Source organism: Micromonospora sp. DT231 (genome assembly GCF_049847025.1).
In the GTDB taxonomy this organism is placed as follows: Bacteria; Actinomycetota; Actinomycetes; order Mycobacteriales; family Micromonosporaceae; genus Micromonospora.
In genome coordinates this window covers 952,788-975,552 of the sequence record NZ_JBNCNO010000001.1, presented here as the reverse complement: position 1 = coordinate 975,552, position 22,765 = coordinate 952,788, and the positions used below count along the sequence as shown (strand labels likewise).

Annotated in this window: 23 protein-coding genes and 1 pseudogene; 6 read left to right on the top strand and 18 right to left on the bottom strand. The window is 71.8% G+C overall.

Features of this window, described 5'->3' with window-relative positions; all coding sequences use genetic code 11:
• Window positions 1–55: 55 nt before the first annotated feature.
• The 9 genes and pseudogenes from ACPXBU_RS04385 to ACPXBU_RS04345 all read right to left on the bottom strand — a co-directional run bounded on the left by ACPXBU_RS04385 (window position 56) and on the right by ACPXBU_RS04345 (window position 10,377).
• Complete coding sequence (locus tag ACPXBU_RS04385) at window positions 56–574, bottom strand: FxsA family protein (RefSeq protein WP_393374581.1); 519 nt, start codon at window positions 572–574, stop codon at window positions 56–58.
• Between the two features lie 92 nt (window positions 575–666).
• Window positions 667–1,476, bottom strand: a complete 810-nt coding sequence (locus ACPXBU_RS04380; RefSeq protein WP_393374578.1) for a polyprenol monophosphomannose synthase — start codon at window positions 1,474–1,476, stop codon at window positions 667–669.
• Window positions 1,473–3,172 (bottom strand): annotated as a pseudogene (lnt, locus tag ACPXBU_RS04375) (apolipoprotein N-acyltransferase). The gene ACPXBU_RS04380 and the pseudogene lnt overlap by 4 nt, the downstream one beginning before the upstream one ends.
• 483 nt (window positions 3,173–3,655) lie before the next feature.
• On the bottom strand, window positions 3,656–4,993 hold the full coding sequence (locus tag ACPXBU_RS04370) for a glutamate mutase L (RefSeq protein ID WP_425756553.1): 1,338 nt from the start codon (window positions 4,991–4,993) through the stop codon (window positions 3,656–3,658).
• A 40-nt stretch (window positions 4,994–5,033) separates the two neighbouring features.
• Complete coding sequence (locus ACPXBU_RS04365; protein ID WP_425756552.1) at window positions 5,034–5,441, bottom strand: hotdog domain-containing protein; 408 nt, start codon at window positions 5,439–5,441, stop codon at window positions 5,034–5,036.
• Window positions 5,438–6,202 (bottom strand): OAM dimerization domain-containing protein, encoded by a 765-nt coding sequence (locus tag ACPXBU_RS04360; RefSeq protein WP_425756550.1) that lies wholly within the window; start codon window positions 6,200–6,202, stop codon window positions 5,438–5,440. The genes ACPXBU_RS04365 and ACPXBU_RS04360 overlap by 4 nt, the downstream gene beginning before the upstream one ends.
• The gene (locus ACPXBU_RS04355; protein WP_425756548.1) at window positions 6,199–7,761 is read right to left on the bottom strand and encodes a lysine 5,6-aminomutase subunit alpha; all 1,563 of its coding nucleotides are present in this window, start codon (window positions 7,759–7,761) and stop codon (window positions 6,199–6,201) included. Before ACPXBU_RS04355 ends, ACPXBU_RS04360 begins: the two co-directional genes overlap by 4 nt.
• Window positions 7,758–9,323 carry an amidohydrolase gene (locus tag ACPXBU_RS04350; protein ID WP_425756546.1) on the bottom strand — a complete coding sequence of 522 codons (1,566 nt, stop codon included), beginning with the start codon at window positions 9,321–9,323 and terminating at the stop codon, window positions 7,758–7,760. Before ACPXBU_RS04350 ends, ACPXBU_RS04355 begins: the two co-directional genes overlap by 4 nt.
• Window positions 9,324–9,327: 4 nt before the next feature.
• Window positions 9,328–10,377, bottom strand: coding sequence for a zinc-binding alcohol dehydrogenase (locus ACPXBU_RS04345; protein ID WP_425756707.1), 1,050 nt, complete (start codon window positions 10,375–10,377; stop codon window positions 9,328–9,330).
• 152 nt (window positions 10,378–10,529) lie between these two features.
• Between ACPXBU_RS04345 and ACPXBU_RS04340 the strand changes: the two genes are divergently transcribed.
• The gene (locus ACPXBU_RS04340) at window positions 10,530–11,921 is read left to right on the top strand and encodes a KamA family radical SAM protein (protein ID WP_425756544.1); all 1,392 of its coding nucleotides are present in this window, start codon (window positions 10,530–10,532) and stop codon (window positions 11,919–11,921) included.
• Window positions 11,922–11,979: 58 nt separating this feature from the next.
• Here ACPXBU_RS04340 and ACPXBU_RS04335 read toward each other — a convergent pair whose 3' ends face one another.
• The 3 genes from ACPXBU_RS04335 to ACPXBU_RS04325 form a co-directional block, all read right to left on the bottom strand.
• Window positions 11,980–13,041, bottom strand: a complete 1,062-nt coding sequence (locus ACPXBU_RS04335; RefSeq protein WP_425756542.1) for a hypothetical protein — start codon at window positions 13,039–13,041, stop codon at window positions 11,980–11,982.
• Window positions 13,038–13,607, bottom strand: coding sequence for an RNA polymerase sigma factor (locus ACPXBU_RS04330; RefSeq protein WP_425756540.1), 570 nt, complete (start codon window positions 13,605–13,607; stop codon window positions 13,038–13,040). The genes ACPXBU_RS04335 and ACPXBU_RS04330 overlap by 4 nt, the downstream gene beginning before the upstream one ends.
• Window positions 13,608–13,670: 63 nt before the next feature.
• On the bottom strand, window positions 13,671–14,228 hold the full coding sequence (locus ACPXBU_RS04325) for a TetR/AcrR family transcriptional regulator (protein WP_425756538.1): 558 nt from the start codon (window positions 14,226–14,228) through the stop codon (window positions 13,671–13,673).
• Window positions 14,229–14,331: 103 nt separating this feature from the next.
• Here ACPXBU_RS04325 and ACPXBU_RS04320 point away from each other — a divergent pair, with 103 nt between their 5' ends.
• Complete coding sequence (locus tag ACPXBU_RS04320; protein ID WP_425756536.1) at window positions 14,332–15,276, top strand: NADP-dependent oxidoreductase; 945 nt, start codon at window positions 14,332–14,334, stop codon at window positions 15,274–15,276.
• A 28-nt stretch (window positions 15,277–15,304) separates the two neighbouring features.
• Here ACPXBU_RS04320 and ACPXBU_RS04315 read toward each other — a convergent pair whose 3' ends face one another.
• The 3 genes from ACPXBU_RS04315 to ACPXBU_RS04305 all read right to left on the bottom strand — a co-directional run bounded on the left by ACPXBU_RS04315 (window position 15,305) and on the right by ACPXBU_RS04305 (window position 16,935).
• Window positions 15,305–16,180 carry a polysaccharide deacetylase family protein gene (locus tag ACPXBU_RS04315; RefSeq protein ID WP_425756534.1) on the bottom strand — a complete coding sequence of 292 codons (876 nt, stop codon included), beginning with the start codon at window positions 16,178–16,180 and terminating at the stop codon, window positions 15,305–15,307.
• 145 nt (window positions 16,181–16,325) lie between these two features.
• Window positions 16,326–16,667, bottom strand: a complete 342-nt coding sequence (locus ACPXBU_RS04310; RefSeq protein ID WP_393374541.1) for a YnfA family protein — start codon at window positions 16,665–16,667, stop codon at window positions 16,326–16,328.
• Window positions 16,668–16,740: 73 nt separating this feature from the next.
• Window positions 16,741–16,935, bottom strand: coding sequence for a CsbD family protein (locus tag ACPXBU_RS04305; RefSeq protein ID WP_393374539.1), 195 nt, complete (start codon window positions 16,933–16,935; stop codon window positions 16,741–16,743).
• 158 nt (window positions 16,936–17,093) lie between these two features.
• On the opposite strand from ACPXBU_RS04305, the gene ACPXBU_RS04300 reads away from it, so the two are divergent.
• Window positions 17,094–17,705 (top strand): histidine phosphatase family protein, encoded by a 612-nt coding sequence (locus ACPXBU_RS04300; protein ID WP_393374537.1) that lies wholly within the window; start codon window positions 17,094–17,096, stop codon window positions 17,703–17,705.
• Here ACPXBU_RS04300 and ACPXBU_RS04295 read toward each other — a convergent pair.
• Window positions 17,635–18,141 carry an Lrp/AsnC family transcriptional regulator gene (locus ACPXBU_RS04295; RefSeq protein WP_425756531.1) on the bottom strand — a complete coding sequence of 169 codons (507 nt, stop codon included), beginning with the start codon at window positions 18,139–18,141 and terminating at the stop codon, window positions 17,635–17,637. The two genes, ACPXBU_RS04300 and ACPXBU_RS04295, sit on opposite strands and share 71 nt — an antisense overlap.
• A gap of 103 nt (window positions 18,142–18,244) precedes the next feature.
• Window positions 18,245–19,387, bottom strand: a complete 1,143-nt coding sequence (locus ACPXBU_RS04290; protein ID WP_425756529.1) for an acyl-CoA dehydrogenase family protein — start codon at window positions 19,385–19,387, stop codon at window positions 18,245–18,247.
• Between the two features lie 237 nt (window positions 19,388–19,624).
• Between ACPXBU_RS04290 and ACPXBU_RS04285 the strand changes: the two genes are divergently transcribed.
• Entirely contained in the window at window positions 19,625–20,992 is a 1,368-nt protein-coding gene (locus ACPXBU_RS04285) for a glycosyl hydrolase family 18 protein (RefSeq protein WP_393374529.1), read from the top strand.
• A 221-nt stretch (window positions 20,993–21,213) separates the two neighbouring features.
• On the opposite strand, the gene ACPXBU_RS04280 is transcribed toward ACPXBU_RS04285, so the two are convergent.
• A complete protein-coding gene (locus tag ACPXBU_RS04280; protein ID WP_425756527.1) occupies window positions 21,214–21,399 on the bottom strand; it encodes a hypothetical protein in 186 nt (61 codons plus the stop codon).
• Between the two features lie 90 nt (window positions 21,400–21,489).
• On the opposite strand from ACPXBU_RS04280, the gene ACPXBU_RS04275 reads away from it, so the two are divergent.
• Window positions 21,490–21,717 carry a hypothetical protein gene (locus ACPXBU_RS04275; protein ID WP_425756525.1) on the top strand — a complete coding sequence of 76 codons (228 nt, stop codon included), beginning with the start codon at window positions 21,490–21,492 and terminating at the stop codon, window positions 21,715–21,717.
• Between the two features lie 58 nt (window positions 21,718–21,775).
• Window positions 21,776–22,702, top strand: coding sequence for a 5'-3' exonuclease (locus ACPXBU_RS04270; protein ID WP_393374521.1), 927 nt, complete (start codon window positions 21,776–21,778; stop codon window positions 22,700–22,702).
• Window positions 22,703–22,765: the final 63 nt, after the last annotated feature.

Genomic DNA, 22,765 nt, shown 5'->3' with positions numbered 1-22,765 from the left:
AACGCCCCCGGGGTCATCCCCGGGGGCGTTGTCGTGTCTGCGTGCGGTGCGCGGCCTACTGGCGACCGGGCTCGATGATCTCGCCCTCGATGGCCCGACCGCCGTCGACCACCACGGGCTGCTGCGGCTGCGGGGTCGGTTGCGGCGCACCCTGGCGCACCCGCACCGTGCGGGGGCCGAACAGGTCACCGGCGACCATCGACGACACCCGTCGCTCCGTGGCGTGTCGCACCCCGGCGCGGGCCAGTCGACGCACCGGAGGCACCAGCAGCAGCAACCCGATCAACCCGCTGACCAGACCGGGCGCCGCCAGCAACAGGGCCCCGCCCAGACCCACGAGCCCGTCGGTCACCTGCCCACCCGGTGGCTGCCCGGCCGCCGCCGCGGAGCGGAAACCACGCCAGGCGCGCATCCCCTCCCGGCGCAGCAACACCAGGCCCACCAGGGACGCGGCGAACACCAGCAGCACCGCCGCCCCGAACCCCAGCGCCCGCCCGACCCCGACGAACACCACCAACTCCAGCACCACCGTCAGCAACAGGGCCAACGGCACGAACCTCAGTCCTCGGCGCATCTCACCTCATCGCCATTCCCGCGACACCACGGACGTGTCCCGCTCATCCAGCATGACACGGCCCCGCTCACGGCCACCGCGCCTGCGGCGCCTCAGGGCCACCGCGCCTGACCGGTGGACGTGCCGTGCAGGCCACGGCGTACCGCCTGCCGCCGGTCCTGCACACCCCACGCGGTGATCCGCCACAGCGCCTCGGCCACGATCCGCGGGCTCATCTTGCTGTCCCCGCGTTCGCGTTCGGCGAAGGTGATCGGCACCTCCACGATCCGCACCCCGGCCCGGTGCGCCAGCCGGGACAACTCCACCTGGAACGAGTAACCCTGCGACGTCACCGACCCCAGGTCGATGGCGTCCAACGCGCTGATCCGGTACACCCGGTAACCGCCGGTGGCGTCCGAGACGGGCATGCCCAGGGCGAGGCGCGCGTACAGGTTGCCGCCGCGCGACAGCAGCAGCCGCCGCAGCGGCCAGTTGAGCACCCGCGCGCCGCTGGTCCACCGCGACCCGATCACCACGTCGGCGTCGCGGGCGGCGTCGAGCAGCGCCGGCAGGTCCTCCGGCGCGTGTGAGCCGTCGGCGTCCATCTCCACGACCGCCTGGTAGTCGCGGTCGCGCGCCCACCCGAACCCCGCCAGGTACGCCGCGCCGAGGCCCTGCTTGCCCTGGCGGTGCAGCACCTGCACGTGCGCGTCGCCGTCGGCGAGGGCGTCGGCGATCGCGCCGGTGCCGTCGGGGCTGTTGTCGTCGGCGATGAGGATCCGCACCGCCGGAACGGCACGCCGGACCCGACCCACGATCGCGGCGATGTTGTCGGCCTCGTTGTAGGTGGGGATCACCACCAGCACCCGGCCCACACCCGGCACCTCGTCCGGGCGTCGGATCGTATCGGTCGCCTGGATCACGGTTCCTCCGCTCCCGCCGGCGTACCGGCTGTTGCTATCCGGGCATGACCCGCTGCCGCCGGCGCAGCACCGCCGCGCCGACCAGGGCCGCCACGGCCAGCGCGGCGAACGTCACCTCCGGCCACCAGCCGAGGCGGGTGGCGAGGGTACGCCCGTCGTCGAGCCGCAACTGCCGCACCACGACCTCCCGGGTGTTGAACCCGGTGGCATCGCTTACCCGCCCGTCGGGTGCGACGAACCCGGACACCCCGACCGTGGAGGCCATCAACGCCGGCCGGCCGTGCTCCACCGCCCGCAGCCGCACCATGGCCATCTGCTGGCGGGCCTCCGCCACGTTGAAGGTGGCGTTGTTGGTCTGCACCACCAGCAGTTGCGCGCCTCCGGTGACGGTGTCGCGGACCACGTGGTCGTAGGCGACCTCGAAGCAGATCACGTCACCGAGCACGACGGGGCCGGCGCGTACCACGCCCGGGGTGCTTCCGGGCACGAAGTCGCTGCGGATCAGGTCGACCTGCTTGCTGACCCTCCGGGCGATGTCGCGCAGCGGCACGTACTCGGCGAACGGCACCGGGTGGCGTTTGGTGTAGAGCTGGCTCAGGTCGGCGCCGGTGCCGGGCCGCCACAGGATGCCGGCGTTGCGGACCTGCCCGGGGCCGGGGCCGAGCAGCACCGCGCCGACCAGGATCGGCGCGCGGACCGCGTCGGCGGCCTGGGAGATCCGCGCCCCGGCGGCCGGGTTGCGCAGCGGGTCGATGTCGCTGGAGTTCTCCGGCCACACCACCAGGTCGGGTTGACGTTCCTGGCCGGCGGCGACCCGCGCGGCCAACTCGACGGTGGCGTCGGCGTGGTTGTTGAGCACCGCCTGCCGTTGGGCGTTGAAGTCCAGGCCCAGCCGCGGCACGTTGCCCTGCACGATGGCCACGGTGGCGGTGGCGCCGGACCCGGCGGTGGCTACCGGCACGAGCAGCCCGGCGAGGGTCAGCGCGAGGGCCACAACGGCCGGTACGGCCACCGGCGCCCACCGCCGCCCGGCGGTGACCCCCTGCGGGCCGTCGGCGTCCTGGGTGCCCTCAGCGGGCGGGGTGTGCCGGGCTGTCGCCCAGGCCCGCCACCCGGCGGTGACCAGCAACCCGCCGACGAGCGCCGTCGTGAAGGTCACCAGCGGGGCGCCGCCCAGCGCGGCCAGGCGCAGCAGCGGGGAGGAGTCCTGGCTGAACGCCAACCGACCCCACGGGAACCCACCGAACGGGGTGCGGTCGCGCAGCGCCTCCTGCCCCACCCACAGCAGCCCGGTCAGCACCGGCCACGCCCAGCGGACCCGGTCGGCCAGCGGCGACACCCAGGCGGTGGCCACGCCGAGCACCGCCAGGTAACCGGCCTGCAGCAACGACAGCAGCACCCACGGCAGGTAACCGGTGTGCAGGTTGGTCCAGGCCAGCAGCGGGGCGAACAGCGTCACCCCGGTCAGGAAGCCCACCCCGGCGCCGGCGCGCAACCGCCGCCGGTGTGCGGCGGCGGCCAGCAACGCCACCCCGACCGGTGCCAGCGGCCACACCCCGTACGGGGGAAACGCCACCAGCAGGGCCAGCCCGGCGGCCACGGCCAGCGGCACGGCGACGGTCAGCGGCAGCGGCCGGCCGGTGCCGACCGGTCGGGGCAGCGCTGCCGGGCTGTGCGCGTCTTCCCGGTCCAGAATCGTCACCGCTTCACCTCGATCACGGGCGAAGGCTACCTGGCTGGCCTGCGAACCGGCCGCATCGGGCCGGCGGGCACACACCGCCCAGCGGACATGAAATCGGGGCGCGGCTCGCGCCGCGCCCCGATGCTCCCAGGCCCTTCCCGGCCGGTGTGGCGAGAATGGGGCACGACGACCTTCGGACCGACCGGACGTGGACTGGCTGCCCCCGCCGGGCCGTTGTCTACTGGCCGTGCACCTCACCCTGCCCGTACACCGGTAACCGCGGCCGGTTCGCGCCGCCCCGCCGACCCCCGCCCGCTGGACCTGGCCGCCGCGACGATGACGCTGAAAAATGTCGCTCGGCCAGCGGACGAGAGGACGAAGCGAACAACAGCCGCTTCCCGTGGTAGGACTCAAAGACGGTACGTGCCGACCCCCGTCGCTTGTCAACCCACCCCGGCCTGTCGTGTGTTGCGCCACGGCGTGTCGGGTCGGCGAGTCTCAATGCGTGCGCAGATGGTGGCGCAGCAGCGCCCCCGCCGCCGCCCGGTGCTCCTCGGCGAGCAACCCCCCGGCGGCCAGCACATAGTCGACGTCGACGACCGCCGCGGCGGCGCGGGGCAACGCCCACCCACCGCCGTGGTCGGCCAGGACCGCCGCCAACACCCGCCCGGACGTGTCCGTCGGCGCGTGCCGCAACACTCCCCCGGAACCCACGAGCAGCCGCACGTCACGCAGGTCCCGCCCGGACCGTTCACCGGTGCCGGCGCCCCGGGCGTGCCGGCGCAACGCCACCGTCGCCGCGAGGGTGGCGATGCGGGCGTCCACGGCCCGTTCGGCGTCGTCCACGGCCAGCAACGCCGGATCGGCAGCCCGACGCGCCGCGGCGACGCCCAGCTCGTCGGCCTCGTCCGCGCTGAGCAGCCGCTCCTCGACGGCGGCCCGCACAACTCCGGGGGCGCTCCACCGCATGCCCAGGTCACCCTCCACGGTGCGGGCCCGCCACAGGTTCCCGGCGACCTCCCGCCCCGGCCCGCTGGCCCGCTCGTCGGGGGTGAGCACCGAGTACACGTCGGTGGTGGCGCCACCCACGTCGACCACGGCGAGGTCACCGCCGAGGGCGTCGGCGAGCACCTCCACACCGGTGAGCACCACATCCGGGGTGGCCGCCCGCACCAGCCGCGCGAACCGGGCGCCCCTCGACAACCGCTTACCGCCGATGACGTGACGCAGGAACACCGCCCGGATCGCCGCCCGCGCCGACGCCGGGGCGAGCACCCCGATGCGGGGCAGGACATTGTCGGCGTCGGTGACCGGCACTCCGGCGTCACGCAGCAGCCCGGTCAACTCCTCGCGGACGTCGCCGTTGCCCGCGTACACCACCGGCACCCGCCACCGGGCGCGGGCCAGCCGGGTCGCGTTGTGGGTGATCGTCTCGGCGTCACCGCCGTCGGTGCCGCCGACGAGCAGCACCACGTCGCACCGGGCCGCCCGCAGCGCCGTCAGATCCGCCGCGCCGAGCCGACCGGCCGCCACGTGCACCACGTGCGCACCGGCGGACAACCCGACCCGCCGGCCCGCCTGCGCGGTGACCAGCGGCTCGTACCCGATCACGGCCAACCGCAGCCCACCACCGGCCGACGAGCACACGTACCACGGCGCGTCACGCACCCCCAGCCCGTCGGTCGCCGCCGCGACCGCGGCGTCCAGACCGTGCAGCACATCGGTACGCACCGTGGTCGGCGCGGCCGCCGCACCCACCAGCACACCGGCGGCCAGGTCCACCACCGCCGCCTTGGTGTACGTCGACCCGACGTCCGCGCAGACCGCCAGGCTCACGGGTTTCCCTGTTCGCGACTGCGGGGCTCGCAACCCCGGCTCACTCCTCGCGACTCACGCTGGCGGCGGGAACGACCACGGTGCCGGTCGCGGTGACCGCCACGATCGGCGGGTCGAGGACCTCGGCGGCGGACTCGGAGCGCTCCGGACGGCCCCGGCACACCACCGCGCAGCTCAGCTCCAGGGTGCGGCTGCGGGAGCCGACCCGCGACACCCGGGCGGTGACCTCGACGACGTCCCCGGCGCGGACGGGCGCGTGGAACCGCACGTCGGAGTACCCCGCGAACAGGCCCTCGTCGGAGTCGGTGCGGATGCACACTTCGGTGGCGACGTCACCGAACAGTCCGAGGGCGTACGCCCCGTCGACGAGGTTGCCGGCGTAGTGGGCGTGCGCGTACGGCACATACCGCCGGTGCGTCACCGTCAACCCGAGCCGTGCGTCGGTCATGCTGTCACCTTCCGCTGCGTGATCAGGGCGTGCACGAGGTAGCTGGCCACCTCGCCGGGCGTGGTGCCGCGACCGAAGATGCGGTCCACGCCCAACTCGTCGGTCATCGACTCGTCGAACCGGGGACCACCGACGATCAGCAGCGGCCGCCGCCCCGCCGGCATCGCCTCCCGGAACGCCGCGGACATCTCCCGGGTGTTGTGCAGGTGCGCGTCGCGTTGGGTGACCACCTGCGACACCAGCACCGCGTCGGCCTTCTCCACCCGGGCGGTCTCCACCAACTCCGGCACGCTGACCTGCGCACCCATGTTGGTGACCTTCAACTCCCGGTAGTACTCCAGGCCCTTCTCCCCCGCGATGCCCTTGACGTTGAGGATCGCGTCGATGCCCACGGTGTGCGCGTCGGTGCCGATGCACGCCCCGACCACCGACAGCTTGCGCCGCAACCGCTGCTTGATCACCGTGTTGACGTCCTTGGCCGACAGCAACGCGAAGTCGCGTTCCACCACCTGCACGGCATTGAGGTCGACCAGGTGGTTGACCCGCCCGTAGACCACGAAGAACGTGAACCCGTCGCCCATCGGTTTCGCGTGCACCACCATCGCCGGGTCGATGCCCATCTTGTTGGCCAACTGCACCGCCGCACCCTCGGCCCGCTTGTCGTGGACCACCGGCAGGGTGAACGACACCTGCACCATCCCGTCACCTGTGGTGTCCCCGTACGGCCGCACGATCTGCTTCGCGGCGTCGGCGGCGCTCATGCCGCGTCCCCTTCCAGGATGTCGGTGGCCGGGTTGCAGTAGTCCGCCTCGTGCGCGGCGACCCCGGCCAGGCCCTTACCCCGGTCCGCCGGCCGCTTCATGATCCCGAACGTGCCCTCGGCGATCGCCGTGAGCAACGTCTGCTCCCCGATGCGCTCCAACAGGTCCAGGGCCTCACCGAGGACCTGGTTGGCGCGGCGACGGATGAACCCGCCCGGCGCGGGCACGAAGTCCTCGTGCAACCCGCCGGCCGCACCCAACACGTAGCGCACGTTCTGCAACGCGATGTCCCGGTCGGACAACCACGGCGTCACCACCGCCTCGGTCATCATCCCCACCAGCAGGATGCCCTGACCGGTCAGCGCCCCGGCCAGGTTGAAGAACCCGTCGAGCAGGTTGCCCCGGAACACGTCACCTGTCATGTGCTTCGTCGGCGGCATCCACTTCAACGGCGCGTCCGGGAACAACTCCCGCGCCAGCAGGGCGTGGGCCAACTCCAACCGGAACGACTCCGGCACCTCCGGATTGATCTCGAACGCGTGCCCCAACCCCAACTGCCAGTCCGCCAACCCCGCCTCGTGCGCGAAGAACTCGTTGAGCAACTGCGACACCGTCACCGTGTGCGCCTCGTCCACCGCGTCCGCGGTGGTCAGGTAGTTGTCCTCACCGGTGTTGATGATGATCCCCGCGCGGGCGTGCACCTGCCGGGAGAACCGCTGGTCGACGAACGTGCGCACCGGGTTGATGTCGCGGAACAGGATCCCGTACATCGAGTCGTTCAACATCATGTCCAGGCGTTCCAACCCGGCCAGGGTCGCCATCTCCGGCATGCACAACCCGGACGCGTAGTTGGTCAACCGCACGTAGCGGCCCACCTCCCTCGACGACTCGTCCAACGCCGCCCGCATCAGCCGGAAGTTCTCCTGCGTGGCGTACGTGCCGGCGAACCCCTCCCGGGTCGCGCCCTCGGGCACGTAGTCCAGCAGCGACTGCCCGGTGGAACGGATCACCGCGATCACGTCCGCGCCCGCCCGCGCCGCCGCCTGCGCCTGCGGAATGTCCTCGTAGATGTCCCCGGTCGCCACGATCAGGTAGATCCACGGCCGCTGTTTCGGGTCACCGTGACGCTTGACGAGCCGATCCCGCTCGGCCCGCCGCCGGTCGATGCGCCGAATACCCGCGCCGACCGCCCGACGCGCCGCCGACCGGGCCGCCGTCGCCGCCCGCCCGGTGGGCTGGGTGAACCGCACCGACCCGGCGGCGGCCTTCTGCGCCAGCAACGTCACATCGGTGCTGCCCTCACGCACCAGCGCGTCGAACACCGGCACCGCCACACCGTGACCCAACCCCACGTCCGCGGCGACCGCGTCGACGAGCCGGTTCACCCACGGAATGCCGTCCGGGTCGGCACCGGTCACCCCGGCCAACCGCAGCACCGCCCGCTCCACCGACACCGTGGTGTGGCTGCGCGCCAGGTCCACCACCGGCTGCCCGGCCCGACGCGCCAACTCCCGCGCCCGCGCCACCAGCACCGGATCAAGATCAAGCTTTCCGGTCACGATGACCCCTCCTCGTAGATGACCTCACCGCGCAGCACCAGACGCCGACACACCGGCAACGGCGTCGGATCGTCCGGACCCCGCTGCTCCGGGTCCTCGGCCAGCAACACCGGCAGACCCCGCTCCACCCCCGCCGGCGTCGACCACACCGCGAACGTCGCCGGCGCGCCCAACGCGAGGACTCCCTCCACGTCCAGGTGCACCGCCCGCCACCCACCACGCGTGTGCGCCGCGAACGCCGCCCGCACACTCATCCGCTGCGCCGGGTTGTGGTGCGCCGCCGCCGCCCGCACCGACCCCCACGGATCCAGCGGCGTCACCGGTGAGTCCGACCCGAACGCCAACGCCACCCCCACCGAGTGCATCGCACCCACCGGGTTCGACTCCAACGACCGGTCCAACCCCAACCGCGACTCGTACATCCGACCCGCACCACCCCACAACCTGTCGAACGCCGGTTGCATGCTCGCCACCACCCCGTACTCCACGAACCCGGCGATCAACCGCTTGTTCATGATCTCCGCATGCTCGATGCGGTGCCGGGCAGCCCGCAGCCGCTCCACACCCAACGTCCGCGCCGCGCCCGCGAAACCGTCGAGCACCGTGCCGATCGCCGCGTCACCGATCGCGTGGAACCCGCCCTGCACACCGTGCGCCGCGCAGTCCAGCAGATGATCACGCACCTGCTCCGCCGTCAGATACCCGTGCCCACACCCGCCACCATCGCCGTACGGCTGCGACACGTGCGCCGTCCGCGACCCCAACGCGCCATCGGCGAACAGGTCACCACCGGCGCCCACCGCACCCAACTCCCGGGCCCGCGCCGCGCCACCCAACTCACCCCAGTACCCGTACACCTCCGGCAACCCCGCACCCGAGATGCCCAACAGACCGGTGAAGTCCTCCTCGTCGGAGATCTCCGGCCCACCACACTCGTGCACCGCCGCGATCCCCAACGACGCCGCGTGCGACAGCGCCACCCGCTGCGCGGCGACCCGCTGCGCCCGACTCACCGACCCCTGCGCCGCCGCCCGCACCACGTGATGCGCGTCGCGACGCAACCACCCCGACGCGTCGTAACCGGGCGCCTCGACCACCTCGGGAAGCGCCGCCAGCAACGCCGACGACACCAACGCCGAATGCAACGACGCCTGCGACAGATACACCTGCCGCCCACCCGCCGCCCGGCCCACCGCCGCCGCGTCCGGCACCGTCGCGTCCGACCAGCCCGACTCGTCCCAGCCGTGCCCCAGCACCACCGCGTCCGCCGGCAGACCCGCCGCGAACCCGGCCACCGCGTCCAGCAACTGCCCCGCCGAGCGCACCCCGGCCAGATCCAGCCCGGACAACGCCAACCCGGTGTCGGTGGCGTGCACGTGCGCGTCGACGAACGCCGGCGTCACCAATGCCCCACCCAGATCCACCACCTGATCGGCCGACGGCGCGTCACCGTCGGTCCCCAACCAGGTGATCCGCCCACCGGACACCAGCAGCGCGGTGGCGCTCGGGTCGGCGGGACAGTGCAGCACGCCGCCGCGGTACAACGTCGAGGGGTTCGTCATGGCCTCAGTCTGCCGCGATCCGCGCCGTGAACAGCTGACGCACCCCCGGCTCGGCCCGCAACAGGCCCAGCGCCAACTCCGCGTGCCCCGGCACGTACCCGTTGCCCACCAGCATCGTCACGTCCGCGGCCAACCCCTCCGCGCCCAACGCCGCCGCGGAGAAGCTCGTCGCCATCGAGAAAAAGATCACCGTGCCGCCGTCCGCGGTGGCCAACACCGCCCCGTGCTCACACCCCGGCACGTCCACGCACACCACCGTGACGTCCGCCGGAGCCCCCAACGCGGTGGTCACCGCCGTGGACAACCCCACCGGGTCCCGCGCGTCGGCCAACGCCACCACCGACGCCAGGCCGACCGCCGTCAGCGCGTCGCGCTCCGCCGCCACCGGCACCACCCCGACGGTACGCGCGGCACCCGCACGTCGCGCCGCCGCGAGCGACAGCGACCCGCTCTTGCCCGCCCCGCCGATCACCGCGACCCGCACCGGCGTCGGATCACCGCTGCGCCGACGCTCCTCGACACAACGCGACACCACCCGCGCGGTCAACGCGGGCGCCCCGCACACGTCAAGCACCGCCAGGGACAACTGCGGGTCCTCGTCGTCGGGCAGCACCGCGGCGATGGAGCGCGCGAACAGGATCGCCCACCCGTCACAGGGCACCTGCTCGCTGCGCCCGTCCCACCGGGCCAGCCCGTCGGTGATCACCAGCGGGGTCAACGTCAACGACACCAGGGTGGCGACCAGCTGGCCCGCCCTCAGCCCGAGCGGGGAGCGCCGACCGGCCTCCTCGACCGTGCCGATCAGCATCCCACCCGACCCGGTCACCGGGTTCTGCATCTTCCCCCGCGTGGAGATGATCTCCAGCACCTCGGCGCGCACCGCGTCACCGTCGCCACCGTGCTTCTCCGACAACTGCCGGAAGCTCGCCGCGTCCAGGTTGAGCCGCCGCACCCGGATCCGCACCTCGTTCGGCGCGATCGCCGCCGACGCGTCCAGCCGCCAAGCCGCCTGCGGCAGCACCCCCGCCGGTTGTACGACGCGGTGCAGTCCCACCGGTGACGTCACGCCGACCTCCCCTGCCCAGCCGCCCGAAGCCCCGGTCAAGGCTCGCGTAACGGGAAAACTTACGGCAGACTAGTTTCTGTACCGAATATTTTCCAGTAGCCTTCGGGCCCGTCGATCAGCAGCACCACCGAGGAGGGGCCGTGACCCAGACCATCCCGCACCCCCGTCACGACCCGGTCGCCACACCGACCACCGGGCAGCCCTACGAATACCACCGCCGCCCCCTGGTCGAACCCGACTGGACCCGCTTCCCCGGCTGGCGAAACATCACCCGCGACCAGTGGGAATCCGCCCAGTGGCAACGCGTCAACTGCGTCAAGAACATCAAGCAGCTACGCGCCGTCCTCGGCGACCTCGTCGACGACACCTTCTACGCCGACCTCGAGGCCGACCAGCTCGCCCTGGCCACCATGTCCATGCTGGTGCCACCACAAATGATCAACACGATGGTGCCGTTCGCGACCCCCACCACCGAGGCGCTGCTCGCCGACCCCATCCGCCGCTACATGATCCCGGTCGCCTCCGACCGACGCACCGACTGGCCCTCACACCCCTACGCCAGCCGCGACAGCCTCCACGAGCACGACATGTGGGTCGCCGAAGGCCTCACCCACCGCTACCCCACGAAGGTCCTCGCCGAACTGCTCTCCACCTGCCCGCAATACTGCGGGCACTGCACCCGCATGGACCTCGTCGGCAACTCCACCCCCACCGTCGACAAACTCAAACTCACCCTCAAGCCCGTCGACCGCTACGACGCCCACATCGCCTACCTCAAGGCCCACCCCGGCGTCCGCGACGTCGTCGTCTCCGGCGGCGACGTCGCCAACGTCCCCTGGCGCAACCTCGAGTCCTACCTCATGCGCCTGCTGGAACTGGAGACGGTCCGCGACATCCGCCTCGCCACCAAGGCCCTCATGGGCCTCCCCCAACACTGGCTGCAACCCGACGTCGTCCAGGGCCTCGAACGCGTCGCCCGCACCGCCGCCCGCCGCGGCGTCAACCTCGCCATCCACACCCACGTCAACCACGCCCAGTCCCTCACCCCACTGGTCGCCAAGGCCGCCCAGACAGCCCTCGACGTCGGCGTCCGCGACGTCCGCAACCAGGGCGTCCTCATGCGCGGCGTCAACGCCACCACCCCGGAACTGCTCGACCTCTGCTTCGCGCTCCAGGGCGAAGCCGGGATCCTGCCGTACTACTTCTACATGTGCGACATGATCCCCAACGCCGAACACTGGCGCGTCCCGGTCTGGCACGCCCAACAACTCCAGCACGACATCATGGGCTACCTCCCCGGCTACGCCACCCCCCGCATCGTCTGCGACGTCCCCTTCGTCGGCAAACGCTGGGTACACATGCTCACCGACTACGACCGCGAACGCGGCATCTCCTACTGGACCAAGAACTACCGCACCTCCATCGAGTCCGCCGACCTGGAGGCGCTCAACAAGCGCTACGCCTACTACGACCCGATCGACACCCTCCCCGCCGACGGCCAGCAGTGGTGGACCGACCACCGCGACGACTGACCCACCGACGACGACACCCCCGGGGAGACGATTCCCGGGGGTGTCGCGCACTCCCCAATCAGGCGCAGCCCAGACCCTGCGAATAGCCGGCCCGCAACGTCCCGGCCGCGATCTCGTCGGCGTACTCCCAGAACACCTCCGGCCAGTCGCCAGCCTCGTCCATGTCCCGCAGCACCCGCCACCCGTGACTGCCCCGCAACGCGTCGGCGGCCCGCCGCACCCCGGCCTCGTCCCCGCTCGCCCTCGCCCGCTGCCACTCCGCGATCCACCCGCAACCCACCCGCGACGTCACAGCCGCACCGAAGTGGTAGGGATCGTTGATGCCGACATCAACCAGGGTCGCGACGTCGAAGCCCGGCGGGAGCGGCACATCCGCCAGCACCTCCCCCGCCCGCGCCAACGCCCGCTCGGGAATGACGATCTCCGGCGGAAGCGCACCCAACCACGTACGCGCATCCGCCCGGACCACATTGGCGAGGACCCGGGCGAACTCCTTCCGGGACCAGTCACCCCCGGTCTGCAACTCGACGAAGACCCCGTCACGGGGACGGAGCAACACCTCGAAGTCGCTGGCGGAATACTCGAACAGGTCACCCGGCCAGCCATCGACCTGCACAGCCTTCGGACGACTGTCGTGGAGCCGGTCGGCGTAACGGTCGGCGTAACCGTCAGCCGGATACCAGTCGAACTCCAACTCGCGTCCACCGTTGCGGAAGGTGATGGTGCCCGCCTCCTCGGTGAACCCGGACACGTTGGTCGCCTTCCAGCCGGGCCGGTTGATCAGCAGCCGCGGATTCTTCTCCGCAGCCCGCATCGCCACCGGCGAGTAGACGACCGGAGCACCGGCGCTGGGAGCGGCAGCCACCTCCCCGACCTCTTCGGGCTCACCCGGCAGAACAGAGACGGCCAGGACGCCGGCAAGGACCACGACCACCGCCGCCACGCCAGCAAAGCGACGCACTCTCGGTTGCCGTCGGGGTGGTTCCACGAACCGACCGAGCGTCGACTCGGACATGATCTCCCCCAGCAGGGTCTGCTTCACCCCGTCGAGCTGCCCGACGAGGCCCAGCCGAGCGGGATCGGCCTCCCGAACCAGCCGGTCAACATGTTCCTCGGTCATCTCTGCTCCTTCCGGGTCGCTGCGGTCAGCACGTCAAGTACATGTCCAGGCGGCCCGAGGTCGTCACCGACCATCTCCCGCAGCCTGGCTCGCGCACGCGACAGCCGTGTCCGCACCACGGCGGGACCGACCCCGAGGACCGCGGCCACCTCGCGCGGCTGCAAGCCCTCCCACACGGTGAGCATCAACACCTCACGGTCCAGCTCACCCAGACCCGCCAACGCCGCCCGGACAGTGAGCCGCTCGGGCACCTCACTGCCCGGATCGGCGGCGACCGCGACGGCGATGTGCTCACGCAGCCGTTCACCCAGCCGCTGGCGGCGAACCCCGCCCCGCCGATGATTGGCCAACACCCGCCGGGCCACCCCGTACAGCCAGAGCCGAGCCTCATCGTCGGCCGGAATGTCATGCCTGCGCCGCCAGGCGACCAGGAAGGTCTCCGCGACGACATCGGCCGCGTCCTCGGGATGCGCGACACGCCTCAGCGCGTACGCCAACAGCGGCTCGAAGTGCTCAAGGTAGACGCGCCGGAAGCGGTCCTCGTCGTACTCAATGCCGGAGCTCACGTTCACTCCATGTCCGGTCGAACCTCAACCGTGACAGGCCACTCGTGGCGGACCGACCACGAGTCAGGCACGGATCCCGGCGAGGACGAGGCCGGTGACCCTGCCGACCACGCGGGCGGCCGCCGTCGGCGGCAACCGCCGCAGCGACGCGATGGCCAGCAGACCGGCCCGGACATCGTCGACGTCAACGCCGTCGCGGAGCACACCCGCCGCCCTCGCCCGGTCAACCAGCACGTCCAACGCCCGGCTGTGTTCCCGCCGTTCGTCGCGAAAGGCGGCGCTCAACTCCCCCGAACCCAGCAATGCCTCGTTGAGCGCCTGGTCGTGAACCTGCCGGTCGGCGAACTCGACGATCGTGCCGGACAGCGCCCGCCACGGATCAGGATCGTCCAGGGCGTGGCGCATCTGCACACCGCACGCTTGCACACGGTCAGTGAGAACCGTGGTGACCAACTCGGCGCGGGTCGGGAAATGCCGGTAGAGGGTAGCCACACCGACCCCCGCCCGCCGGGCCACCTCACGCATGGGTGCCTCAAGCCCGGCCGCGGCGAACGTCTCCCGTGCTGCCACCACGACCCGCTCACGATTGGAACGGGCGTCGGCACGCGGCTTCTGAGGCATCCTCCACCGACCTTCCTCTCACTTGACCCCACAGCGGAACAGCTGCTCCGTTTCCGACCTACAGTACGGCTACGACCACCTCATCGAGGCAGAGGAGCCACTGATGTTCGCAGTACAGTTCGACAGATTCGGCGGCCCGGACGTGCTCCACCTCGGCACCGCCGACGCGCCCCGTCCCGGCCCCGGCCAGATCCGCGTCCGCGTACAGGCCGCCGGTGTTTCCCCGGTCGACGTCGGTCTTCGGTCCGGCCGCACCCCGATGAGCGCCCGACTCCCACTGCCACACATTCCCGGCGTCGACGTGGCCGGAGTCGTCGACGAGATCGGCCACGGCGTCGACGGCGTGGCCATCGGCGACCACGTCTTCGGTGTCGTCGAACTAGCGAAACTCGGCGGAGCGAGCGCACAGTTCGCGGTACTGCAACTCTGGGCACACAAGCCGGCCGCCATGCCGTGGGCACAAGCCGGCGCGGCGGGCACCAGCGCCGAGACCGCCACCCGGGCCCTCGACCTGCTGGCACCCCAACCGGGCATGACCCTCCTGATCGACGGCGCCGCAGGTGGAGTGGGCAGTGTCGCCGTCCAACTCGCCGCAGCCCGTGGCATCCGGGTCATCGGCACCGCCCGCCCCGACAACCACGCCTTCCTCCGCCAACTCGGGGCGACACCTGTCACGTACGGAGACGGCCTCGCAGACCGGGTCAACGCCCTGGGCGCGGGTCGGGTGGACCGCGCACTGGATGTCGCAGGCGCCGGGTCCCTGACGGAGTTGCTCAACCTGACCGGCGACCCGGCAGCGGTGGTGACCCTGGCCGACTTCACCGCCCCCACACACGGCGTCCGCCTGTCCATGGGACAACTCGCCGGTGAACCCGACGGCCGGCACGGCCTGCGCACCGCCGCCGATCTGTTCACCGAAGGCCGCTTCACGGTGCCGATCGAAGCCGCCTTCCCCATCCAGAAAGCGACAGATGCCCATGACACGGCCGAACACGGGTCCCCCCGCGGCAAGATCGTCATGATCGTCGACGACGCATACGAGAGCTGACCCGCGACCAGCACAACCCTCCCGGGCCTCAGGCGCCGGCCAGCACCTCGGACAACGGCGCCGGCTCCAGCCCTCGCTCGCGTAGCCCTTCCAGGATGTGCGGCAACGCCTCGTCGGTCATGGCGGCGTTCGCCTCGGTCACGTGCATGATCACCACCGAGCCGGGGCGGACGTGGTCCAAGACCGCCCGCACCAGCGGTTTCCACGCGGTCGCAAAGGGATCACCGCTGACCACGTCCCCGTCGACGACCGTCACACCCAGCGGCGCCAGGGCGTCAAGCGTCGCCGCGTCGTGGCAGAGCCCCGGAAAGCGGAAGTAGCGGGTCTGCCGACCCCCGTACGGCTTGATCACCTCGAACGTCTTCGCCACGTCCCCGGCCAACTCGTCCACCGGCAGCAAGGGCAGGTCGTAGCAGTCACCTGTGAACGCCGCATGCCCGTAGGTGTGGTTGGCCAACTCGAACCGCGGGTTGCCGGCGATCCGCCGGGTCACGTCCGGATACCGCTGCACCCACTTGCCGGTCAGGAAGAACGTGGCCGCCACCTTGTCCCGCTCCAGCAGGTCGAGGATGCGCAGGTTGGCGTACGACTTCACCTTGCCGGCACGCAGACTGGCCAGCATCCCGTCGGTCATGTCCGCGTCGAAGGTCAGTGCCACCTTGTCCCCGGTGCGCGGGCCGTGATCGACCACCCGCGCCCGGGTCCCCACCCGCGTCGCCCCCGGGACTGTCGACGCCCTCGGCGCCGCGGTGGCGCTTACCGACGGGGCGGCCGTGGTGGCGGACGATCCGACGAAGGCGGGCCCGTCCGGCGACGACGCCCGGGTAGTCGCACACGCCGCGCTGCCGAGCACAGCCACCGCCACCAGGACGCCCCACAGGAAACGAAGCCGAGGTCGATTCACGCCGCCGATCATCGCAGAAGCGAAGAACGCTCACCGTCCCGCAAGCCGGCCCGTTGACCGTCGGAGCTTTCGGTCGGCGAGACGCGCGGAATGCCTTACGCCGGGACAGTAAGCGCGAGATCGCGGAATGAGGGCCGCCGGGACCTCACCCGGAGGCGCCACGCGGGGCGTACATGATGACCGCGACGCCCAGCAGGCACAGGGCCGCGCCGGTCAGGTCCCACCGATCCGGGCGGAAGCCGTCGACGAGCATCGCCCAGCCCAACGAGCCGGCCACGAACACCCCGCCGTACGCCGCCAGGATCCGGCCGAAGTTCGCGTCCGGCTGGAACGTGGCGACGAAGCCGTAACAGCCCAGCGCCACCACGCCCGCGGCGATCCACCACAGCCCACGCTGCTCCCGCCAGCCCTGCCAGACCAGCCAGGCGCCGCCGATCTCGGCCACCGCGGCCAGCACGAACAACACAAGCGAACGAAGCACCGTCACCGCACGACCGTAGCCGCAGCACACGACGGGTCCCCGGGCGACGGTGCGCCCGGGGACCCGTGGACCGCTCAGGTCACTTCGTGAAGGAGTCCTTCACGTTGCGACCGGCGTCCTTGACGTTCTGACCGGCCTGCTTGGCGCGCGCGTCGCTCTCCTGGCTGGCGCCCTCGCCACGCATCCGCTCGTTGTCGGTCATGTCGCCGACGCGCTCACGTGCGGCGCCGGCCATCTGCTCGACCTTGTTCCGTGCCTTCTCGGTGAAGCTCATCGCGCCTCCTCGGTCTGGCGATCGGTCCCCGCACGTGTGCCCGGTCTCCGGGTGCCGAAACCGGCGGTGCTGGTCGGCACACCCGGTAAGGCATCCTAGGAAGATAGGTTGAGGGAGGGTGGCCCGGCGGGAGCTGGCCCGGTGGTTAACTGGGCCCCATGGGAGAGCTCCTGCTGATCCGGCACGGCGAGACCACCTGGAGCGCCAGCCTCCGGCACACCTCGTACACCGACCTCGAGCTGACCCCCGACGGCGAGCGACAGGCCCGCACCCTCGCGGCGTTCCTCGCCGGCCGGCGGTTCGCGACGGTGCTGTCCAGCCCCCGCTCCCGGGCGCTGCGCACCGCGCAGCTGGCCGGGCTCACCGTCGACGGGGTCGACGAGGACCTCAGCGAGTGGAACTACGGTGAGTACGAGGGCCGCACGACCGTCGACATCCACGCCGACCAGCCGCACTGGAACATCTGGACCGACGGCTGCCCCGGCGGTGAGTCACCCGCGCAGGTCGGCGAACGGCTCGACCGGGTGCTGGAGCGGGTCACCCCACTGCTCGACCGGGGCACCGTCGCGCTTGTCGGCCACGCGCACAGCCTGCGCGTGCTCGGAGCCCGCTGGATCGGCCTGCCCCCGTCCGCCGGCGGACGACTGCGCCTGGACACCGCCACGGTCAGCGCGCTCGGTCACGAGCACGGCCGGCAGGTCATCCTGCGGTGGAACCAGCCGGCTCCTCCGGCGCCCGGGACCGCGACCGACTCGGTGCCGCCGCGCTGATCTTCGGAGGCCGGTTCTCGTACGGGGTGGACAGCACCACCGTCGTCCGGGTCGTCACGTTCGCCGACGTGCGGATCTCCTGCAGCACCCGCTCCAGGTCGGTGGGGCCGGCCACCCGCACCAACAACAGGTAGAAGTCCTCCCCCGCCACCGAGTAGCAGGAGTCGATCTCGGGCAGGTGCGCCAGCCGCTCCGGCGCGTCGTCCGGCTGCGACGGGTCGAACGGGCGGATCGCCACGAACGCGGTCAGCGGCAGGTCCAGCGCCTCGAACGACACCCGCGCGGCGTACCCCTTGATCACCCCGCGCTGCTCCAGCCGGCGCACCCGCTGGTGCACGGCGGACACCGACAACCCCACCTTCTCGGCCAGGTCGGTGTACGACAGTCGGCCGTCGGCGGTCAGCGCGGCGACGATAGCGCGGTCGATCTCCTCCACGGCGTGCAACCTACCGGGAAAACCGCCCGACGGCGACGAGGTACCCGCCGGGACGGCCGCGACAGGTTCACCGCGGACCGCCCCGCACCGCTCGTCGACCCGCTCAGCCCTTCGCCAGCGCCCGGGAGATCACCATTCGCTGGATCTGGTTGGTGCCCTCCACGATCTGCAACACCTTGGCCTCGCGCATGTACCGCTCCACCGGATGATCGGCCACGTAGCCGGCGCCGCCGAGCACCTGCACCGCGTCGGTGGTCACCCGCATCGCCACGTCGGTGGCGAAGAGCTTCGCCTTGGCCGCCTCGATCGCGTACGGGCGGCCGGCGTCGCGCAGCCGGGCCGCGGCGAGGGTCAACGCGCGGGCGGCGGAGATCTGGGTGGCCGCGTCCGCGAGGAGGAAACCGAGCCCCTGGAAGTCGATGATGGACCTGCCGAACTGCTGCCGCTCCCGGGCGTAGGACACCGCGTAGTCCAGGGCTGCCTGGGCCAGCCCCACCGCGCAGGCGGCGATGCCCAGGCGACCCGAGTCCAGTGCGGACATGGCGATGGTGAAGCCGGCGCCCTCGTCGCCGATCAGCCGGTCCACCGGCACCCGCGCCTCGTCGAAGACGATCTGCGCCACCGGCGAGGCGCGCAGACCCATCGTCCGCTCCGCCGCCTGCGGGTTGATGCCGACCGTGCCCGCGTCGGCGAGCAGGCAGGAGATCCCCTTCGGCCCGGGACCTCCGGTGCGGCAGAAGATGTTGTAGAAGTCGGCGGTCCCCGCGTGGGTGATCCACGCCTTGGTGCCGGACACCGCGTACGCGTCCCCGTCCCGAACCGCCCGCGTGCTCAGCGCGGCCGCGTCCGAGCCACCCTGCGGCTCGGAGAGGCAGTACGCGCCCAGCAGCTCGCCGCCGATCAGGTCCGGCAGCAGCTTGCGCTGCTCGTCGCTGCCGAACGCGAACAGCGGGTAGCAGGACAGGGTGTGCACGCTGACCGCCTCGGCGACCGCGAGCCAGCGACTGGCCAGGATCTCCAGCACCTGCAGGTACACCTCGTAGGGCTGGGCCGCGCCGCCGTACTCCTCGGGGTAGGGCAGGCCGAGCAGGCCGGCGCGGCCGAGGGTCCGGAGCACGCCACGGGGGAACTCGGCGCGCTCCTCGAAGGCGGCGGCGTTCGGGGCGAGCTCGCGATCGGCGAGCTCGGTGGCGAGACCCAGCAGGTCGTGGGCCTCGTCGGTGGGGAGGATCCGGTCGACAGTCATAGCGCGATGAGCTCCGTGGGGGTGGTGGTGAGCCGTTGCACAAGCTTAACGGTCGTTTGGGTAAACCCCCATATTGGTACCGCTGCCGGGGAAATCCACAGGCGTTGATTGACGCGGACAGTTAACACTCTTTAAGATTTGGCTGCCTCGAGGCCCACCCGTTCCTGCGTCCCGCACCGCCCGCCCGCGACAACCCGCGCGGGCGGGTGTCGTCCCCCGCCCACGGGAAGGCCCCCGATGTCCTCACCACTGCGCCGCGTCCTCGCCGCCGGCCTCCTCGCGCTGGCCACCGCCGGCGCCACCCTCACCGTCACCTCCACCGCCGCGCAGGCCGTGGTGCTGCCGAACAACTTCAAGAGCGTCGGCTACATGCCCTCCTGGGCCGGCAACATCAACACGATCCAGTACAACAAGCTCACCCACATCAACTACGCCTTCATCCTGCCCAACAGCGACGGCAGCCTGCAGGGGGTCGACGGTGCTCGGCTCTCCTCGCTGGTCTCGCAGGGACACGCCAACAACGTCAAGGTCTCGATCGCGGTCGGCGGCTGGAACGACGGCAACGACTCGGCCTTCGAAGCCCTGGCGGCGAACTCCGGTAGCCGGACCAATTTCGTCAACAACCTGGTCAACTTCGTCAACCAGTACAACCTCGACGGCGTCGACATGGACTGGGAGTACCCCGACCCCGGCGCCTCGGCCAACAACTACACGGCGCTCATGACGCAGCTCGGCGGCGCCCTGCACAGCCGCGGCAAGCTGCTCACCGCCGCCGTGGTCTCCGAGGGCGGCAGCGTGCAGGGCGTCCAGACCGCCGTCTTCAACCAGGTCGACTGGCTCAACATCATGGCGTACGACGGCGGCAGCCCCCACGCCAACTACGACTGGTCGATCAACAGCATCAACCTGTGGAAGGCCCGCGGTCTGCCGGCCAGCAAGGCGGTGCTCGGCATCCCGTTCTACAGCCGCCCGGTCTACTACAACTACTCGTACATCGTCGGCCTGGACCCGGCGAACGCCAACCGGGACTGCGCCACCATCGGCGGGTCGCAGCAGTGCTGGAACGGCATCCCGACGGTCAAGCGCAAGACGCAGTGGGCGTTGGCCAACGCCGGCGGCGTGATGAACTGGGAGCTGAGCCAGGACACCAGCGGATCGACCTCACTGCTCAGCGCCATGTACGACACCATCATGGGCGGCACCACCCCGCCGCCGACCGGTCGCACCGGCCGGATCACCGGCCTCGGCGGCAAGTGCGTCGACGTGGCGGCGGCCAGCACCGCCAACGGCGCCGCCATCCAGCTCTACGGCTGCAACGGCACCAACGCCCAGACCTGGACGGTGGCCGGCGACAGCACGCTACGGGCCCTCGGCAAGTGCGCCGACATCGCCAGCGGCTCCACCGCCAACGGCGCGAAGGTCCAGCTCTGGGAGTGCAACGGCAGCGGCGCCCAGGTGTGGCAGGCGCAGTCCAACGGCACGTTGCGCAACCCGCAGTCGAACAAGTGCCTGGACGTCACGGACAACAGCTCCGCCGACGGCACCCGGCTACAGATCTGGGAGTGCTTCGCCGGCGCCAACCAGCGCTGGACGCTCCCCGCCTGACGTGTGCGAGGTCCCCGGTCGACGCCAGGCGTCAGCCGGGGACCTCCCCGTGCTCGACCAGGGGCCCCACTGGTGGGGCAGCTCGACAGGCACAGCGACCAGGCACTGTGCCCTCCGCCTCACGCCGTCGAGAGATGGTCCGCCGTGGCTGACCGGCATTGCCCGGCGCGACTGCGGCTGGTCCGACGAACGGGGGCCGCCGCGAGCCGTGTCGCTGCGGATCACGCGGCGCGCGACGACGCCATCCGCAGCGCGGTGGCGTCGTCCGGCGGGCCGAGCACGATCCACGAGCCGTCCACGAAGAGCAGGGCGAGACGCCCGATCATGCGGCCGGGCAGCGCGTCGAGGCGGACCAACGACTCCACGCCCACCTGCCAGGCCACCTCCAGTGGCGCGTCGCGATCCACCGGGCCGTGATTTCCCGTTCGTACGGGCGGACGGGGCCATAGCCTGGATCCGGGGAGGCCCGCGCGGGCGTCGCCGACCGGGAGGATCACGTGGCACCGAACGAGGAGGACCGGGCGGCGAACCGCCGACGCCGCCAACTGTGGGCGGGAGTGCTCGCGCTCGTCGGCCTGGTCCTGCTGATCATCGGTGTCACAGTGGCCGACGGTGTCGCGGCCTGGGTCGAGGTGCTGGTCGCGATCCTGCTGCTGGTCACCAGTTACGTCGTGCAGCACCTGGCCCGGCGGACGACCGTCTACCGGCACGACGAGCGGCGCTGACACCGCCGACGGCCGGGCGTACCCCGGATCGTCGGAGGCTTGTGCCAGGCTGTCCGGCGTGGCACACCGACCCCCGATCCTCCTGATCGACGCAGCCAGCCTCTACTTCCGGGCGTACTTCGGCATCCCGGAGTCCGCCGCCCGCACCGAGGACGGCACCCCGGTCAACGCGGTGCGCGGCTTCCTCGACATGCTGGCCACCCTCATCCGCGGACGCGGCGCCGACCGGATGGTCTGCGCCCTGGACCACGACTGGCGGCCCGCCTGGCGGGTCGAGCTGTTGCCGTCGTACAAGGCGCACCGGGTCGCCCCGCAGGGCGGCGAGATCGTCCCGGACACCCTCTCCCCGCAGGTGCCGATGATCCTGGAGGTGCTGGCCGCGGTCGGCATCACCGCCGTCGGCGCGACCGGCTACGAGGCCGACGACGTGCTCGGCACGCTCTCGGTCACCCAGCCGGGCCCGGTCGAGGTGGTCTCCGGCGACCGGGACCTGTTCCAGCTCATCGACGACGCCCGGCCGGTCCGGCTGCTCTACGTCGGGCGCGGCGTCGCCAAGCTCGACGACTGCGACGACGCCGCGGTGCGGGCCCGCTACGGCGTGCCGGCCGACCGGTACGCCGACTTCGCCGCGCTGCGCGGCGACCCCAGTGACGGGCTGCCCGGGGTGGCCGGCGTCGGTGAGAAGACCGCCGCCCGGCTGATCGAGCGCTACGGCAGCATCGCCGGCATCCTGGCCGCGCTCGACGACTCCGACTCGTCCTTCGCACCGGGCCTGCGCACCAAGCTGGCCGCGGCACGCGACTACCTGGCCGTCGCGCCCACGGTGGTCCGGGTCGCGCTGGACGTGCCGCTGCCGGAGCTGTCCACCGCGCTACCGACCGCGCCCGCCGATCCGGACCTGCTGCTCGAGCTCGCCGGCCGCTGGAACCTGGCCGGCTCCACCCGCCGCCTGGTGGACGCCCTCGCCGCCCGCGCCGACGCCTGACCGCCGAGCAGGCCGCGCCCGACCGCCACGGCCGACGCCCGACCAGCACAGCCGGCCGCCGAG